At 54.3% G+C, this 13,603-nt stretch carries 14 protein-coding genes and 1 riboswitch; of the genes, 10 read left to right on the top strand and 4 right to left on the bottom strand.

The annotated features are described in order from the left end of the window. Nucleotides 1-73 precede the first annotated feature (73 nt). From ACRTGH_RS00305 to putP, 3 genes are all read right to left on the bottom strand, one after another. On the bottom strand, nt 74-1,288 hold the full coding sequence (locus ACRTGH_RS00305; protein ID WP_368847697.1) for an ATP-binding protein: 1,215 nt from the start codon (nt 1,286-1,288) through the stop codon (nt 74-76). 315 nt (nt 1,289-1,603) lie between these two features. Continuing rightward, nucleotides 1,604-2,059 (bottom strand): hypothetical protein, encoded by a 456-nt coding sequence (locus ACRTGH_RS00300; RefSeq protein WP_368847696.1) that lies wholly within the window; start codon nt 2,057-2,059, stop codon nt 1,604-1,606. 39 nt (nt 2,060-2,098) lie between these two features. Then, on the bottom strand, nt 2,099-3,577 hold the full coding sequence (gene putP / locus ACRTGH_RS00295; protein ID WP_368847695.1) for a sodium/proline symporter PutP: 1,479 nt from the start codon (nt 3,575-3,577) through the stop codon (nt 2,099-2,101). Between the two features lie 555 nt (nt 3,578-4,132). Here putP and ACRTGH_RS00290 point away from each other — a divergent pair. The 6 genes from ACRTGH_RS00290 to ACRTGH_RS00265 all read left to right on the top strand — a co-directional run bounded on the left by ACRTGH_RS00290 (nt 4,133) and on the right by ACRTGH_RS00265 (nt 8,461). Continuing rightward, nucleotides 4,133-5,512, top strand: a complete 1,380-nt coding sequence (locus tag ACRTGH_RS00290; RefSeq protein WP_368847694.1) for an NAD(P)/FAD-dependent oxidoreductase — start codon at nt 4,133-4,135, stop codon at nt 5,510-5,512. 112 nt (nt 5,513-5,624) lie between these two features. Next, a complete protein-coding gene (locus tag ACRTGH_RS00285) occupies nt 5,625-6,497 on the top strand; it encodes a response regulator (RefSeq protein ID WP_368847693.1) in 873 nt (290 codons plus the stop codon). A 6-nt stretch (nt 6,498-6,503) separates the two neighbouring features. Then, a complete protein-coding gene (locus ACRTGH_RS00280; RefSeq protein WP_368847811.1) occupies nt 6,504-6,968 on the top strand; it encodes a chemotaxis protein CheX in 465 nt (154 codons plus the stop codon). Nucleotides 6,969-7,121: 153 nt separating this feature from the next. After that, nucleotides 7,122-7,760: a zinc ribbon domain-containing protein gene (locus ACRTGH_RS00275; RefSeq protein WP_368847692.1), complete on the top strand. Its 639-nt coding sequence runs from the start codon at nt 7,122-7,124 to the stop codon at nt 7,758-7,760. Beyond that, nucleotides 7,732-8,064 (top strand): nucleotidyltransferase domain-containing protein, encoded by a 333-nt coding sequence (locus ACRTGH_RS00270; RefSeq protein ID WP_368847691.1) that lies wholly within the window; start codon nt 7,732-7,734, stop codon nt 8,062-8,064. The genes ACRTGH_RS00275 and ACRTGH_RS00270 overlap by 29 nt, the downstream gene beginning before the upstream one ends. Continuing rightward, complete coding sequence (locus ACRTGH_RS00265; protein ID WP_368847690.1) at nt 8,051-8,461, top strand: HI0074 family nucleotidyltransferase substrate-binding subunit; 411 nt, start codon at nt 8,051-8,053, stop codon at nt 8,459-8,461. Before ACRTGH_RS00270 ends, ACRTGH_RS00265 begins: the two co-directional genes overlap by 14 nt. A 25-nt stretch (nt 8,462-8,486) precedes the next feature. Here ACRTGH_RS00265 and ACRTGH_RS00260 read toward each other — a convergent pair whose 3' ends face one another. Further along, the gene (locus ACRTGH_RS00260) at nt 8,487-9,242 is read right to left on the bottom strand and encodes a hypothetical protein (RefSeq protein ID WP_368847689.1); all 756 of its coding nucleotides are present in this window, start codon (nt 9,240-9,242) and stop codon (nt 8,487-8,489) included. Nucleotides 9,243-9,494: 252 nt separating this feature from the next. Further along, nucleotides 9,495-9,639: riboswitch (FMN riboswitch) on the top strand. Nucleotides 9,640-9,940: 301 nt separating this feature from the next. On the opposite strand from ACRTGH_RS00260, the gene ribD reads away from it, so the two are divergent. The 4 genes from ribD to ACRTGH_RS00240 are packed head-to-tail and all read left to right on the top strand — an operon-like array spanning nt 9,941 to nt 13,601. After that, nucleotides 9,941-11,044 (top strand): bifunctional diaminohydroxyphosphoribosylaminopyrimidine deaminase/5-amino-6-(5-phosphoribosylamino)uracil reductase RibD, encoded by a 1,104-nt coding sequence (gene ribD / locus ACRTGH_RS00255; protein WP_368847688.1) that lies wholly within the window; start codon nt 9,941-9,943, stop codon nt 11,042-11,044. Nucleotides 11,045-11,047: 3 nt separating this feature from the next. Continuing rightward, nucleotides 11,048-11,701 (top strand): riboflavin synthase, encoded by a 654-nt coding sequence (locus ACRTGH_RS00250; RefSeq protein ID WP_368847687.1) that lies wholly within the window; start codon nt 11,048-11,050, stop codon nt 11,699-11,701. Between the two features lie 34 nt (nt 11,702-11,735). After that, the gene (locus ACRTGH_RS00245; protein WP_368847686.1) at nt 11,736-12,950 is read left to right on the top strand and encodes a bifunctional 3,4-dihydroxy-2-butanone-4-phosphate synthase/GTP cyclohydrolase II; all 1,215 of its coding nucleotides are present in this window, start codon (nt 11,736-11,738) and stop codon (nt 12,948-12,950) included. A 36-nt stretch (nt 12,951-12,986) separates the two neighbouring features. After that, complete coding sequence (locus ACRTGH_RS00240) at nt 12,987-13,601, top strand: type 1 glutamine amidotransferase family protein (protein WP_314625550.1); 615 nt, start codon at nt 12,987-12,989, stop codon at nt 13,599-13,601. Nucleotides 13,602-13,603 lie beyond the last annotated feature (2 nt).

Raw genomic sequence — 13,603 nt, 5'->3', positions numbered from 1 at the left:
GCGCATTCTGTACTTGCCGGAGACAAAGAAGCGGATTTTCAAGTGTGTCTACCGTATGCCGAAAAGGAGGGTTTTACTGCCACTTTTCTGCTAACAGAAAGTCGCGGATGTTACGATGGAGGATGCCGTTGCGACTGAGATCGAACTCATCCATGGAGAGGACGTACTTCGGATAGTTGTCGCGAATGCTTTCGAGTACAGTGAACTCCCGTGCGATGGTTTCTTCTGCGGCGAGGAGATAGGCGACCTGGATGTAGATGCGTGTGTCATCTTTTTTGGCGACAAAGTCTATTTCGCGTTGGTCAACTTTGCCGATGGTGACATGATAGCCGCGACGCAGCAGTTCCAGACAGACAATGTTTTCCAGCAGCTGATCCATATCCCTTGTATTACCGCCAAAAACTGCTTCCCTAAGACCGTGGTCGATGACGTAATATTTTTCGTTGACGGATAGAATCTTTTTCCCAAGAATGTCCTCACGACTCAACTTGTAGAAAAGATAGGCATCGCATGCAGTGTGCATATAGTTCAGGATGGTTTCGGGCGCGATTTTTCGCTGTTCGTTTTTGAAATAATTGGCAATGCTTCGAGCACTGAAGGTGCGACCGAGATTTGCCATGATGTAGGTGATGAGGCGCTCAAGAAGATCAACGTCCCGAATGTTGTTCCGTTTTACAATGTCTTTCAGTACGACGGAGCTGTAGATGTCGCGCAAATATTGGCGCGCAGGTTCTTGCGCACCGGCAAAGTTCATGAGGAATGGCATTCCTCCGAGTTGGATGTAGGCGTGAAATGCTTTCGCTATGTCTATGCTTTCGCTGTAACCCGCGTTGCTCTCAATGTATTCGGAAAACGAAAATGGGTAGATGACGAATTCTGCATAGCGTCCGCCGAGATAGGTGGCTAGCTCTCCGGAGAGCAATTTGGCATTGGAGCCCGTGATATATATGTCACAGTCAAAATCGACGCGGCAGGAGTTAATGCACCTTTCCCAATCTGTAACCTCCTGAATTTCGTCGAAGAAGAGATAGACTTTTCCCTTGATTGCCGCTATACGGCGTGTCAGTTCCTCGTGGAGGGCTGCAGCAGACAGGTACTTTACGTTGCTGAATGACTCAAAATTAAAGGCGACGATTTGTGAATTTCCGACGCCGTGCGCGCGCAGTTCATTTTGAAGCAGCTCCAGCATGACGGATTTCCCTGAACGGCGAAAGCCCGTGAGAACCTTGATGATATCCTTGTCTATGAAAGGGCGTATTTGCTGAATGTATCGTTCACGCGGAATCATAGAATCACCTCGCATATTGTTGATATAGTAATTTTAATCTGTTTATATCTGACATGCAAGGATAAAATGTATTTTTGTCAGTTATATCTGACAAAAATGGGGAAAATATAAATATGCAAGCTATACCTATATAAACTTTCAGGACATGATGTTCAGCAGCTGTCGTCCCGACGGCGCCGTCCGCCGCACAGGCGGCGGTTTGTGCTGTCGTTTCCCGCTATGCGGCGAAGCATTGAAAGCCAAAAAGCGCAGTCATTGGAAGCTGAGAATTTGCGTCCAATGACTGCGCTTTTTCACGCCAAACTGCGCGTGCGGCTAATCTTGCTGAACGAATCGCCATTTCAGCTTGTTCGCTATGATATAACTTGCAGGTTCATGCAAGGGATTATGAAGTTGCTTGAAGTCGAATTCACTGCAGCCTGCCCATGCAATCAATCGCTCAGGTTTTCCCGGCAGCAGTCCCTCCGCAAAGGATAATGTTGCATCAAAAATTTCACAGAAGCGATTATCGTCCCAACCAATCAAGTGAGCCGCTCTTACGCCGCTGAATTGAAGTTCCAAAGTTCGCAGTGCCATTTGGGATTGAAAAAAGATCGTCATGTTGTGTCCGTTCGCAGAGGGATAGTGCATTGTGCCGTCATGATCGACGGTGGTTCCGCTCTGATATGATGCGGATACGATGCAGGCATCATGGAACCGGTGATATATACGAAGCAGAAGCTCGATATCATCTTCGGTTTCAACGAGGTTCCAAGAAGTCATTTCTTCCATGAATCTTCATCCTCTCCTGATCTGCGGCAATGCTTCATTTTATATGTCGCTTTTCCCCACCGCATCGAAGGTGTCCGTGATGCTCTTGGCAGGCGGTTTGTCGAGGCAGCTCACGATGTAAATGGCAAGAAGGGCGAGGAGGAAGCCGGGGATGATCTCGTAGAGGCCGAAAAAGGCGAATTGCTTCCAAATCAGCACCGTGAGGCCGCCGGTGATGATGCCGGCGAGGACGCCGTTTCTTGTGGCACGCCGCCAGAAAAGCGAGGTGAGGAGCGCCGGGCCGAAAGCTGCGCCGAAGCCTGCCCAGGCATAGGCGACGATATCGAGGATCAGGCTCGCGGGGTTCATGGCAAGCAGCAAGGCGAGCGAAGCGATGACGAGGACAGAGAGGCGGCTGACCCAGACGAGTTCCGTCTGTCCGGCTTTTTTGTGCAGCAGGGAACGGTAGAAGTCCTGTGCGAAAGCCGAGGCTGCGACGAGGAGCTGCGATGAGGCCGTGCTCATGATGGCAGCGAGTACGGCGGAGAGGATGAGCCCCGCTGCAAAGGGGGTGAAGATCGTATTTGTCATTACGAGGAAAACGGTTTCTGTATTCGTGCCGAAAAGAGGCTCTATGAGAAACGCTTTGCCGACCATGCCGACGAGCACGGCAGCGGAAAGCGAGATGGCGACCCAGGTCATGGCGATGTGCATGGCGCGGCCCAATTCATGAGAAGAGCGGATTGCCATGAAGCGCACGAGGATATGCGGCTGCCCGAAGTAACCGAGCCCCCAGCCCATGAGGGAAATGAACTCGATCCAGCCGATGGTGGAGCCGTCGGGCTTCTGAAACGGATTGAAGAAAGAGGCGTCGAGCGTGTAGATGGCGGCAAGCGTTGTAGACGGACCGCCGAGGAGATAGGAGGCCGTCGCAGGCACGAGCAAAATAGCGAAGAACATCATCACGCCTTGTATGAAGTCCGTCCAACAGACAGCGAGAAAGCCGCCGGCGAGCGTATAGAACACGACGACGAAAGCGCCGAGCAAAAGGGCGTATGTGTAGGGTAGGCCGAAAATCGTCTCGAAGAGTTTGCCGCCTGCGACAAAACCCGAGGATGTGTAGATGATGAAAAAAATCAGGATGAAGATGGCGGGGATGATGCGCAGGAGATTCGATTTGTCCTCGTAGCGGTTTTGCAGGAAGTCCGGCAAAGTCAGGGAGTTATTCGCAAGTTCTGTGTACTTGCGAAGGCGTGAGGCGACGAATTTCCAGTTCGCATAAGTGCCGAGCGCGAGACCGAGGGCAATCCAGCCGGCATTGAGGCCGGCGACATAGGCGAAGCCCGGCAGCCCCATGAGCATCCAGCCGCTCATATCCGAAGCCTCTGCGCTCATGGACGTGACCCAGGCGCCGAGCCTGCGGTTGCCAAGAATATAGTCGGCCATGCTGCGCGTGCGGCGATAATAATATATGCCGATGGACATCATGAAGCCTAGATAGACGATAAAAGCGATGATGATCGCGATGTTGTTTGTCAAGGCAAATCCTCCTCAAGATCAGGAACACGAATGTTCCAGACGTTCTTTTCCTGCTTCCTGCAGAGCAGCAGGGAAAAAGCACACAAAAGGCCACAGGGCACGGGAAGTCCATCCCATGGGCGTTTGGGATACGGAATATACTTCCCTATTATAATGAAAAGGGATACATTTGGCAATGAATCCCTTGCATAAAGGAAGTTATTCCTATATAATACCACTTGTAGAAGGATGGCCTTCGGAAAAGGCTTTCCATTAATTTGCCATGAAACCCCAAGAAGTCAAGCCAAAGGCGCAGGCTGATTGGCGAGGTTTCTGCAAGGCGTGAGGATATATGTACAGCACGATGCTGTGATGATGCCATCGCAGGAGAAGGAATCGAAAGCAAACGATGTTGTTTCGCGTGCCGGCTGAACCTATGTCCTGAAAGTTTACTGTGAGGTCAAGCCTGAAGGTGCAGACCGATGGGCGATTTTCGTGCAAAGCGGGTGGACATATGTTCAGCAAGTTTCCTATCGAACTGTTTTTTTATATGGCAGCGACAGGGGGAACAGCGGCATGAAAAAGTATGATGTCGCCATTGTGGGCGCGGGTCCGGCGGGAATCTTTGCAGCCTATGAGCTGTCTGAAAAAAAGCCCGGTCTTTCCATCGTCGTCCTCGAGAGCGGCAACGACATCTATCATAGGGTCTGTCCCATCTCTGCCGGCAAGGTCAAGAGCTGCATCGGCTGCAATCCCTGCAGCATCATGCGAGGCTTTGGCGGGGCGGGCGCCTTTTCCGACGGCAAGTACAATTTCACGACGCAGTTTGGCGGCTGGCTCGGCGAATATATCAACGCGCGCGAAGTCATGCAGCTCATCGAATATGTCGATACGATCAATATGCGTCACGGCGCCCCGAGCAAGGTATTCAGCACGAAGGGCAGCAAAATAGGCAAGCTGGCTTTGGAGCATGATCTTCACCTGCTGGAAGCGAGTGTGCGCCATCTTGGCACAGAAAACAACCTGAAAATGCTGGAAAAGACTTACGAGTATATGAAGGAAAAGGTTGAATTCCGCTTCGGCGCTCCGGTCAAAAACATCATCTCCGATGGTGCGGGTGACAATGCCCTGGCTTTGGAAAACGGCGAGACGGTTGCAGCTGAATACCTCATCATTGCGCCGGGGCGTTCGGGAGCCGAATGGTTTTCGCACGAGTGTCGGCGGCTCGGGGTCGAACAGAAAAACAACCAAGTCGATGTCGGTGTGCGCGTCGAAGTGCCGGACGAGATTTTTAACCACATCACTTCCGAGGTATATGAAGCGAAGCTCGTCTATCGCACAAAGCGTTATGGGGACTCCGTGCGTACCTTTTGCATGAACCCGCACGGGCATGTCGTCATGGAGAACACGGGCGGCATCATGACCGTCAACGGCCATTCCTACAGCGATCCGGCCATGCAGAGCCATAATACGAACTTCGCGCTCCTCGTTTCAAACCATTTCACGGAGCCGTTCAACGAGCCGCATAAATACGGCAAGAGCATCGCGTCCTTTTCGAACATGCTCGGCGGCGGCATCATCATGCAGCGCTACGGCGATCTCATCAAAGGGCGACGCACGAATGCGCACCGCATGGGCCATAGCTTCATGGAGCCCACGCTCCACGCCACGCCGGGCGACCTCTCGCTCGTGCTGCCCAAGCGTCATCTCGACAATATCATTGAGATGGTACAGGCGCTGAATTGGGTCGCGCCGGGCATGACGAACGACGATACCCTGCTTTATGGCGTCGAGGTCAAATTTTACAGCTCGCGCATCGTGCTGACAAAGGAGCTTGAAACGAGGCTCAGGAATGTCTTCGCTGTCGGCGACGGTGCGGGCGTCACGCGCGGCCTTTCGCAGGCCGGAGCCAGCGGCGTCCATGTGGCGCGCACGATACTGGCGCGTCTGGCATGATTTTGCCGCTGCAAGCGGAAAGAGCGCTTAATCTTTTAAGAATTTTAGCCGATAGGATGAAACGAGGCTATTATTTCGCTGGAAAACAATTCTATAGGCGGAAAGAAAATAGGTGAGCTTAGTGGATAAAGTCAAGATAATGGTAGTCGACGACTCGCGGGTCAGCCAGGCCATGCTCGAAGGCATACTCAAGAAGGCCGGCTTCGATGTCTGTGCCATCGCGAGCAATGCAGCTGAGGCCGTTGAAAAATACAAGGAAACAAAGCCGGCGGCGGTCACGATGGACATGAACCTGCCGGATGCCAACGGCATCGAGACGAGCCGCCGCATTCTCGCCTTCGATTCCGAGGCGAAGATCGTCATGATCAGTGCGATGAAGGATGCGAGCCTCGTGGCGCAGGGGCGTGAGGCGGGCATCCATGCCTTCCTGCAAAAGCCTGTGAAGCCGCAGGAGATTGTCGACATGCTGCGCATACTCTGCCGCAAGAAGGGCGATGCCGCTGCCATGCTGCGAGATTCTTATGTGACGACCTTCGCGCAGGCGCTGCAGCGCAGTATCTTCAGCTTGCTAGGCATGGAGAGCGAAGTCGAGATTTCCTTCGATGAAAGCCCCTATCTGACGATTCGAGGCATTGCCGTTATCATCGGCCTTACAGGAACGCCCATGGGACGCGCCGTCGTGCATATGGATGCGGATGTCATGCGCCGTTTTGCGCGTCACATGCTTGCCATGGAAGAAAACGATAAGATCGAGGAGGATGTGGTCAACGATTCCGTTGAAGAATCCGCCAACATCATTGTCGGCAGGGGCGTATCCAAGGTCAACGACATCTTCCGCGACAAGGAGATGCGCCTGACGCCGCCCGGCACGATCAGCGGTGCGAACATCCGCATCGCGAACCCGAAGCTCACATCCTTTGAGCTTGTCGCCAAGACGCGCATCGGGGATATTTGCTTGAATCTTGGATTTGCGGAGGGTGAATAAATGGGTATGGATGCAAAACTTGTCAATCCTTTTATCGATGCCTTCACGGCAGTGATGCCGCAGATCGGCTTTCCTGAACCCAAGCGCGCCAAGGTCATCGTTAAGCAGAAAAATGCCGTCAGTCTCGGCGTTTCTGTCATCGTCGGCTTCACAAAGCATATACGCGGCAACGTCGTATACAACATGACGGAAGATACGGCGAAGTTCATCGCCTCCACGATGATGATGGGCATGCCCGTCGATAACTTCGATGAGATGGCGCAGAGCGCCATTTCCGAACTCAGCAACATGCTGACTGCGAATACCGCAACGCATATTGCGGGATTGGGTCTTGAGGTCGACATTTCCACGCCGTCGCTCTCCATCGGTGAGGATTTCCAAATCAAGATCAGTAGCGACAGCTACCTCGCCGTCGACATGGATCTCGGCGGTCACGTCGTCGAACTCGATATATCGGTGGCGACGAACTGATTTTTGGATGAATGTGTCGTTTAGAAAAGCCCGACATTCCGGCTTGCAGCAGAGCAAGGCGGAATGTCGGGCTTTGTTGTTGCCTGGATCAGGGAATATGCCTATAATGGGGATAGAGAATAACTTTTTGCAGAGTGTGGAGGGTTTGTGGCGATGGCGAAGTTTTGTCCTTATTGCGGGAAGAAGCTCGGGGATGCGGATGCTTTCTGTTCGGCTTGCGGCAAGGCGTTTCCGCTGCGAGAAGCGGCGGTGCAGGAGGAGCTTCGGCGGCGGTCGCAGGCCGGAGCGAGAGGGCAAAGCCGAAGGCGCGGCGGAGAGCTGCAGGGAATGGGGGAGCAGCGGCGCGGTTCTTATGGCGAGCTGCGTCCTAGGTGGCGCGTTCTCGATTATTTGCCGCAGTTCGTTATCGGCGGGCTTATTGGTTTGGGTTTGTCCCGGTTGTTCTTCCATGACAGCGGCAGCCGTGCGCCCGTGGATTCGCGGCGGGAAAGTCCGGATTTTCGGCAGGATGAGCTGCAGGACTGGGGACATCCGATCGGGAATGAGGTATACGCGGATGCCGTTCATAGGCAGGATGGCAGCTATACGGAAAGTAGCCGCTATGACGACGAAGATGACGACTATGATGATGACGGCATTTATGACAATGACGACGATGATGGCGATTATGACGATGTTTATGATGACGATGGCGATCGTGAAGACTACGACTATGACGACGATTATGGCGATGACGACTACTATGATGAAGATGCTTACAGCGATGACGGGGATGACGGCGATGATTGGTGAGATGCGGCTGATGTGGACAGCGCGGGAAGAGAAGATATTCGCACAGCTTAGGGAATTGGCAAGACGTTACGATGTGGGCAGGCTGATGCTTTTTGGATCCAGGGCGCGAAGGACGCATAGGGAAAAGAGCGATGTGGATCTTGCCGTCTATGACTGCAGGGATTTCCGCGATTTTGCCTTCGATGTGGATGAGAAGGTGGAAACGCTTCTGCGTTTTGATATTGTCAACATGAATGAATCGCCGTCAGCAGAGCTTATTGCCGAGATTGAGCGTGAAGGGGTGACGCTGTATGAAAAGGTATGAGGGATTTTCCCGCCACCTGCGAGTATTGGCGCAGGCGCCGCTGCAGGATTTGGAGAACGAATTTATCATCAGCGGCATCATCGATAAGTTTTCCATTCAATTTGAGCTGGGCTGGAAGGTGCTGAAAGAGCTCCTTCGTTATGAGGGTCAGCCGATTGCTGCATCCGGCTCGCCGCGGAAGATCATCAAGGCGGCGTACGGCTGCTTTGACTTCCTTGATGAAGCGGTGTGGCTCGATATGCTGCGTGTGCGCAACGATCTGGCGCATATGTATGACAGCACGCGTGCAAGGGCTTTGGTGACGGAGATCCTGGCGCGGTTCATTCCTGCCTTTGAAGCGATGGAGGCGGCTGTAAGGGAAACGTATGGGGAAGTGTTTGCTGAAAGTGAGGTTTAAAGAAGCACGGATCAATTCAGCATCGTCATCTTGACGCATAATTTCCGTCGCATACGTTTTCCGGCTCGAAGAGAAGCCTTGCCAGATGGAATCCCTTTTTGCCGCCGAGGTTCAGGCCGAGGAGGCAGTAGTGACAGTAGGCGGCGACTTTGTCCGTGGCAATCTGGGCGCAGTGCTCTTCCATGAGCCGCTTTTTTTCTTCCTGCGTATGTTCCTGAAACAAGCCTTTTGCACCTTCAAGAAAACGCTTTGGGGCAAGCTTGGGATTTCTTGCGGGCTGCGGCTGGTAGAGGGAGATGCCGCAGAATTTCGTATGCTCTTGATTTTCAGCAAGCTCGACGATCTCGATGTTCATGCGGCGCAGCAGCTCGCGCACGGCATCCTGCTCCGCGTGGTTTTCCTTGGAGCGCCAGCAATCCTGCACTGTCATGCGTTCCCCGTGGTAATTCGGGTAGGGAAAACGGTCGTCCTCCAAGATCAGCTCCCAGATGGATTGACAGTGTATTTCGGGATGACGCTCCTCGAATATGGCGGAACAGTTATGACAGATGGAAACCATTGTGCTGCCCGCGGGATAGTCGCGAAAATGCTCGATCGAACGCCACTCATCACGGTACCAGGCGGGCATGCGCTCCTCGAACTCCTGCACCTTGTACTTGCCGACGCAGCAGCGGATTACGGGCAGGGAAAAGCGCTCCGTTACATAGGCCTGCACCTTGCGGCTGAGGGTGGGTTCTCCTTCGGTAAAGACGCAGCTGGCTACAAAAAAACGCGGGTTCATGGGAATGCTCCTTTCTTTGGTATGGCAGGACGTGCCATGGTTGAAGGCAGCTCTTGTTTAGAGTATAACATAAAATTTTGCTCGGATATGCTTTTTATGATTCTTTCAGGATGCGGCCATGCGTTTATGCACTTTGGCGCAATGGAATCTTTGCGGTGCTCAATTTATCAGGCTCTCTCTGCCGGCAGGAGTTGCAGGAGCGAGCATGTCTTGACAAATATCCTAGTCTTATGGTATCCTTTCTAGCAGAAAAGCAGTCTTTGGGGCGGGGTGAGATTCCCCACCGGCGGTGAAGGAAGCGCTTGCGTTGTTCGTGCTTCCTATAGCCCGCGAGCCTTTTGGCAGATTCGGTGTGATTCCGAAGCCGACAGTATAGTCTGGATGGGAAAAGACGTGCAAGAGTTTGTTTGCATTACGAAGGCTGTGAAAAGAGTGTTCTTTTTGCGGTCTTTTTTTGTGCAGAAATTACACGCACAAATGTCCACGTTGTGGACATTGTGCGCCGTCCTTACAGAAGCCTAGCCAATCGGTCTACGCCTATGGCTTGACCTCTTGGGGCTTCATGGTAAACTACACGCACAAACGTCCACGTTGTGGACATTGTGCGTCGCCCTTACAGAAGCCTAGCCAATCGGTCTGCGCCTACGGCTTGACCTCTTGGGGCTTCATGGTAAAAATGAAAGAGGGGAGGCGGGAAGATGCGACGGGATGAGGATTTTATGCGTGAGGCGCTGCTGTTGGCGCAGAATGCTTTGGGGCGCACCTCGCCGAATCCGCTCGTCGGCGCTGTCATCGTACGCGAGGGGCGCGTCGTCGGGGCAGGGTGGCACCGTAAGGCGGGCACGCCCCATGCCGAGGTGCATGCACTCGCGATGGCGGGAGAGCTCTCCCGCGGCGCGACGGCCTATGTGACGCTTGAGCCTTGCTCGCATTACGGGCGCACGGGGCCTTGCGCCAAGGCGCTCGTGGAGGCGGGCGTCAAGCGTGTCGTCGTTCCCGTGCTCGATCCGAATCCGCTTGTCGCAGGCAAGGGCAAGGCGCTGCTTGAGGCGGCGGGCGTTGAGGTGACGGTCGGCGTGCTGGCAGAAGAGGCGCGTCAAATCAATGAAGCGTATTTCAAATGGGTGACGCAGAAGATGCCTTTCGTCACACTCAAGACGGCGATGACGCTGGATGGCAAGATTGCGACAGCGGCGGGCAAGTCGCAGTGGATCACGGGGGAGGCGGCACGGCAGCGCGTGCACGAGATGCGCGATGTGGCCGACGCCATCCTCGTCGGCATCGGCACGGTGCTCGCTGACAATCCCTCGCTGACGACGCGACTGGCGGACGGCACGGGCAGGAACCCCGTGCGCGTCATCGTCGACAGTCGGGCGCGCACGCCGCTTACGGCAAACGTCGTCGCGGACGGTGCGGCAAGAACGCTGCTCGCTGTGACGGCATCGGCGCCTGCGGAAAAGGTGTCGGCTTTGCGTGAAGCCGGTGTGGAGGTCATCGCTTTGGGGGAAGGCCCCGCAGTCGACTTGCGGGCGCTGATGCGGTTCCTCGCGGAGGAAAAAATGACCTCGGTCTTTGTCGATGGCGGCGGCACACTGAATTTTTCCCTGCTTGAGGCGGGACTTGTCGACAAGGTGCACGCTTTCATCGCGCCCCAGATGGTCGGCGGGGCAACTGCCTTGAGCCCGGTCGAGGGCCGGGGGATTGCCGAACTTTCGGATGCCGTGCGTCTGGAGCGCATGACAGCGGAGCCTGTCGGTGCGGACATCCTCCTCACGGGCTATGTGATCAAGGAGGCGGAGTAGCCGTTGTTTACAGGAATTATTGAGGAAGTCGGCATTTTGCAAAAACTCTCAGGTGGGGAAATTTCCCTCAAGGCGCAGAGAGTTCTTGAAGATACGGCTTTGGGAGACAGTATAGCGGTCAATGGCATCTGCCTGACCGTGACGCATTTCGATGCGGTGCATTTTACGGCGGATGTCATGCCTGAGACGGTGCGGCGTACCTCGCTCTCGGAGCTGAAGCGCGGCAGTCCCGTCAACTTGGAGCGCGCACTGACGCTTCGGAGCCGCCTCGGCGGACATATCGTCAGCGGCCATATTGACGGCGTGGGTACGATAAGCGCCGTCAAGGAAGAAGGCAATGCCGTTCTGCTGACCGTGCGGACGGAAGCGCCCTTGCTGCGCTATATCGTGGAAAAAGGTTCCGTCGCACTCGACGGCATCAGCCTCACGGTAGCGCGTGTGACGGCAGGGGATTTCACGGTGAGCCTGATTCCGCACACACGGGAGATCACGAACCTGGGCAGCAAGCACGTCGGCAGCCTCTTGAACATCGAGACGGACATTCTGGGCAAGTATGTGGAAAAGCTTATGCGAGCCGGAAACGCGGAAATGGACAGGGCCTCGGGCGGAAAGCCGGGCGGCGTCACACTGGAGTTTTTGCAGCAGCAGGGATTTTGAATATTTTTCTTATAGAGGTAAGGAGTGTATATATATGTCGGATTTTGCAACGGTGGAACAGGCGATCGAGGATATCCGGAACGGCAAGATGGTTCTTGTTGTAGACGATGAGGATCGGGAGAACGAGGGCGACCTCATCGTGGCGGCGGAAACGGTTACGCCGGAGCACATCAATTTCATGGCGAAGTACGCGAAGGGGCTGATCTGCACGCCGATCGACGGCAAGCGTCTCGACGAGCTCGATATCGGCCCGATGGTGGCGCATAATACGGATAACCACGAAACCGCCTTTACGGTTTCCATTGACGCTGTAGAGACGGGCACGGGGATTTCGGCTTTTGAACGCTGCCAGACGATTCGCCGGATGCTGGATCCGACGGCGAAGCCTGCGACCTTCCGCCGTCCCGGCCATGTATTCCCTCTGCGCTCCGTCGAGGGCGGCGTTCTGCGCCGCGCGGGGCATACGGAAACGACGACGGATTTGGCACGCCTTGCAGGCCTCTATCCGGCAGGCCTTTGCTGCGAGATCATGGCCGACGACGGCGAGATGATGCGCACGCCGGAGCTTAAAGAGTTTGCGAAAAAGCATGGGCTCAACATGATCACGGTCAAGGATCTCATTGAGTACAGGAAGCGCACGGAGAGCTTCGTCAAGCAGATTGCCGACGTTGATTTCCCGAGCCGTTACGGCCATTTCCGCATCAAGGCCTATGAGAGCATGCTCGACGGCAAGTGCCACTTGGCTGTCGTCAAGGGGGAGGTCAAGGGCAAAAAAAATGTGCTTGTGCGCGTCCATTCGGAATGCCTGACGGGCGATGCGCTCGGCTCCATGCGCTGCGACTGCGGGGATCAGCTCGCCATCGCACTCAAGAATATCGAGAAGGAAGGCGAGGGCGTCGTGCTCTACATGCGCCAGGAAGGGCGCGGCATCGGCCTCGCGAACAAGATGCGCGCCTATGAGCTGCAGGACAAGGGATCCGATACGGTGGAGGCGAATGTCGAGCTCGGCTTCGCACCGGATCTCAGGGATTACGGCATCGGTGCGCAGATTCTCTCCGATCTCGGCCTTACGACCATTCGCCTCATGACGAACAATCCCGCGAAGCGTGCAGGCCTTGAGGGATACAATCTCGAAATCGTCGAGCGCGTGCCGCTCGTCGTCAAGGCGAACAAGTTCGACAAGCGCTACTTGCGTGTCAAGAAAGTCAAGATGGGACACCTTTTGAACGACGAAGATCTGGCGAAATGATAATGACTTCGTGGTTTGAATCATGGGAGAGAAATAATGGAAACAATTCTATTGGTGCTTCTTGAAGAATATGCTGATTGGGAAGCTGCGTATATCTCGTCGGGGGTTCACCTGCTTGGTCAAGGAAAATTTGAAATCAAGACGGTTTCGCTTTCGACACAGAGTGTGCGTTCCATCGGTGGACTTCAGACGATACCGGACTATACGATAGATACTGTGCCAGACGATTATGCGGCATTGCTTTTGATTGGAGGAATGCGGTGGCGTGAAGAACGCGCACGGAAACTGTTTCCTCTGGTAACGCATTGTTCGCAAAATGGCAGATTGTTAGGCGGTATTTGTGATGCAGTAGGATTTTTAGCTGCGGCGGGTGCTTTGGATGCTGTGAAGCACACGGGAAACAGTTTGTCTGAGCTGCAGTGGGGAGATTCGCAGTATAAAGGTGCGGCGCATTTTCAGCCCAAACAGGCGGTTTGTGACAAGAATACGGTTACAGCCAATGGTTCTGCACCGTTGGAATTTGCCCGAGAAGTTTTGCTTGCATTGCATGTTGCGGATGAGGCTCTGGTTGAGGACTGGTATGCCCTACATAAATTAGGGTACTATAATACGTCTATGCATAATCGTTTTGTAACGATGATGCAGAATTAAGG

Origin of the sequence: Selenomonas oralis, assembly GCF_051603425.1 — a bacterium.
GTDB lineage: Bacteria > Bacillota > Negativicutes > Selenomonadales > Selenomonadaceae > Selenomonas > Selenomonas sputigena_A.
This window is presented reverse-complemented; position numbering and strand designations above follow the sequence as displayed.

What these genes read in the sequence shown, in the direction of transcription:
- ACRTGH_RS00240 (WP_314625550.1), top strand. Translation starts at nt 12,987, where the DNA reads ATGGAAACAATTCTATTGGTGCTTCTTGAAGAATATGCTGATTGGGAA.
- ACRTGH_RS00305 (WP_368847697.1), bottom strand. Translation starts at nt 1,288, where the DNA reads ATGATTCCGCGTGAACGATACATTCAGCAAATACGCCCTTTCATAGAC.
- ACRTGH_RS00245 (WP_368847686.1), top strand. Translation starts at nt 11,736, where the DNA reads ATGTCGGATTTTGCAACGGTGGAACAGGCGATCGAGGATATCCGGAAC.
- ACRTGH_RS00265 (WP_368847690.1), top strand. Translation starts at nt 8,051, where the DNA reads ATGAAAAGGTATGAGGGATTTTCCCGCCACCTGCGAGTATTGGCGCAG.
- ACRTGH_RS00280 (WP_368847811.1), top strand. Translation starts at nt 6,504, where the DNA reads ATGGATGCAAAACTTGTCAATCCTTTTATCGATGCCTTCACGGCAGTG.
- ACRTGH_RS00300 (WP_368847696.1), bottom strand. Translation starts at nt 2,059, where the DNA reads ATGGAAGAAATGACTTCTTGGAACCTCGTTGAAACCGAAGATGATATC.
- ribD (WP_368847688.1), top strand. Translation starts at nt 9,941, where the DNA reads ATGCGACGGGATGAGGATTTTATGCGTGAGGCGCTGCTGTTGGCGCAG.
- ACRTGH_RS00290 (WP_368847694.1), top strand. Translation starts at nt 4,133, where the DNA reads ATGAAAAAGTATGATGTCGCCATTGTGGGCGCGGGTCCGGCGGGAATC.
- ACRTGH_RS00270 (WP_368847691.1), top strand. Translation starts at nt 7,732, where the DNA reads ATGACGGGGATGACGGCGATGATTGGTGAGATGCGGCTGATGTGGACA.
- ACRTGH_RS00260 (WP_368847689.1), bottom strand. Translation starts at nt 9,242, where the DNA reads ATGAACCCGCGTTTTTTTGTAGCCAGCTGCGTCTTTACCGAAGGAGAA.
- ACRTGH_RS00275 (WP_368847692.1), top strand. Translation starts at nt 7,122, where the DNA reads ATGGCGAAGTTTTGTCCTTATTGCGGGAAGAAGCTCGGGGATGCGGAT.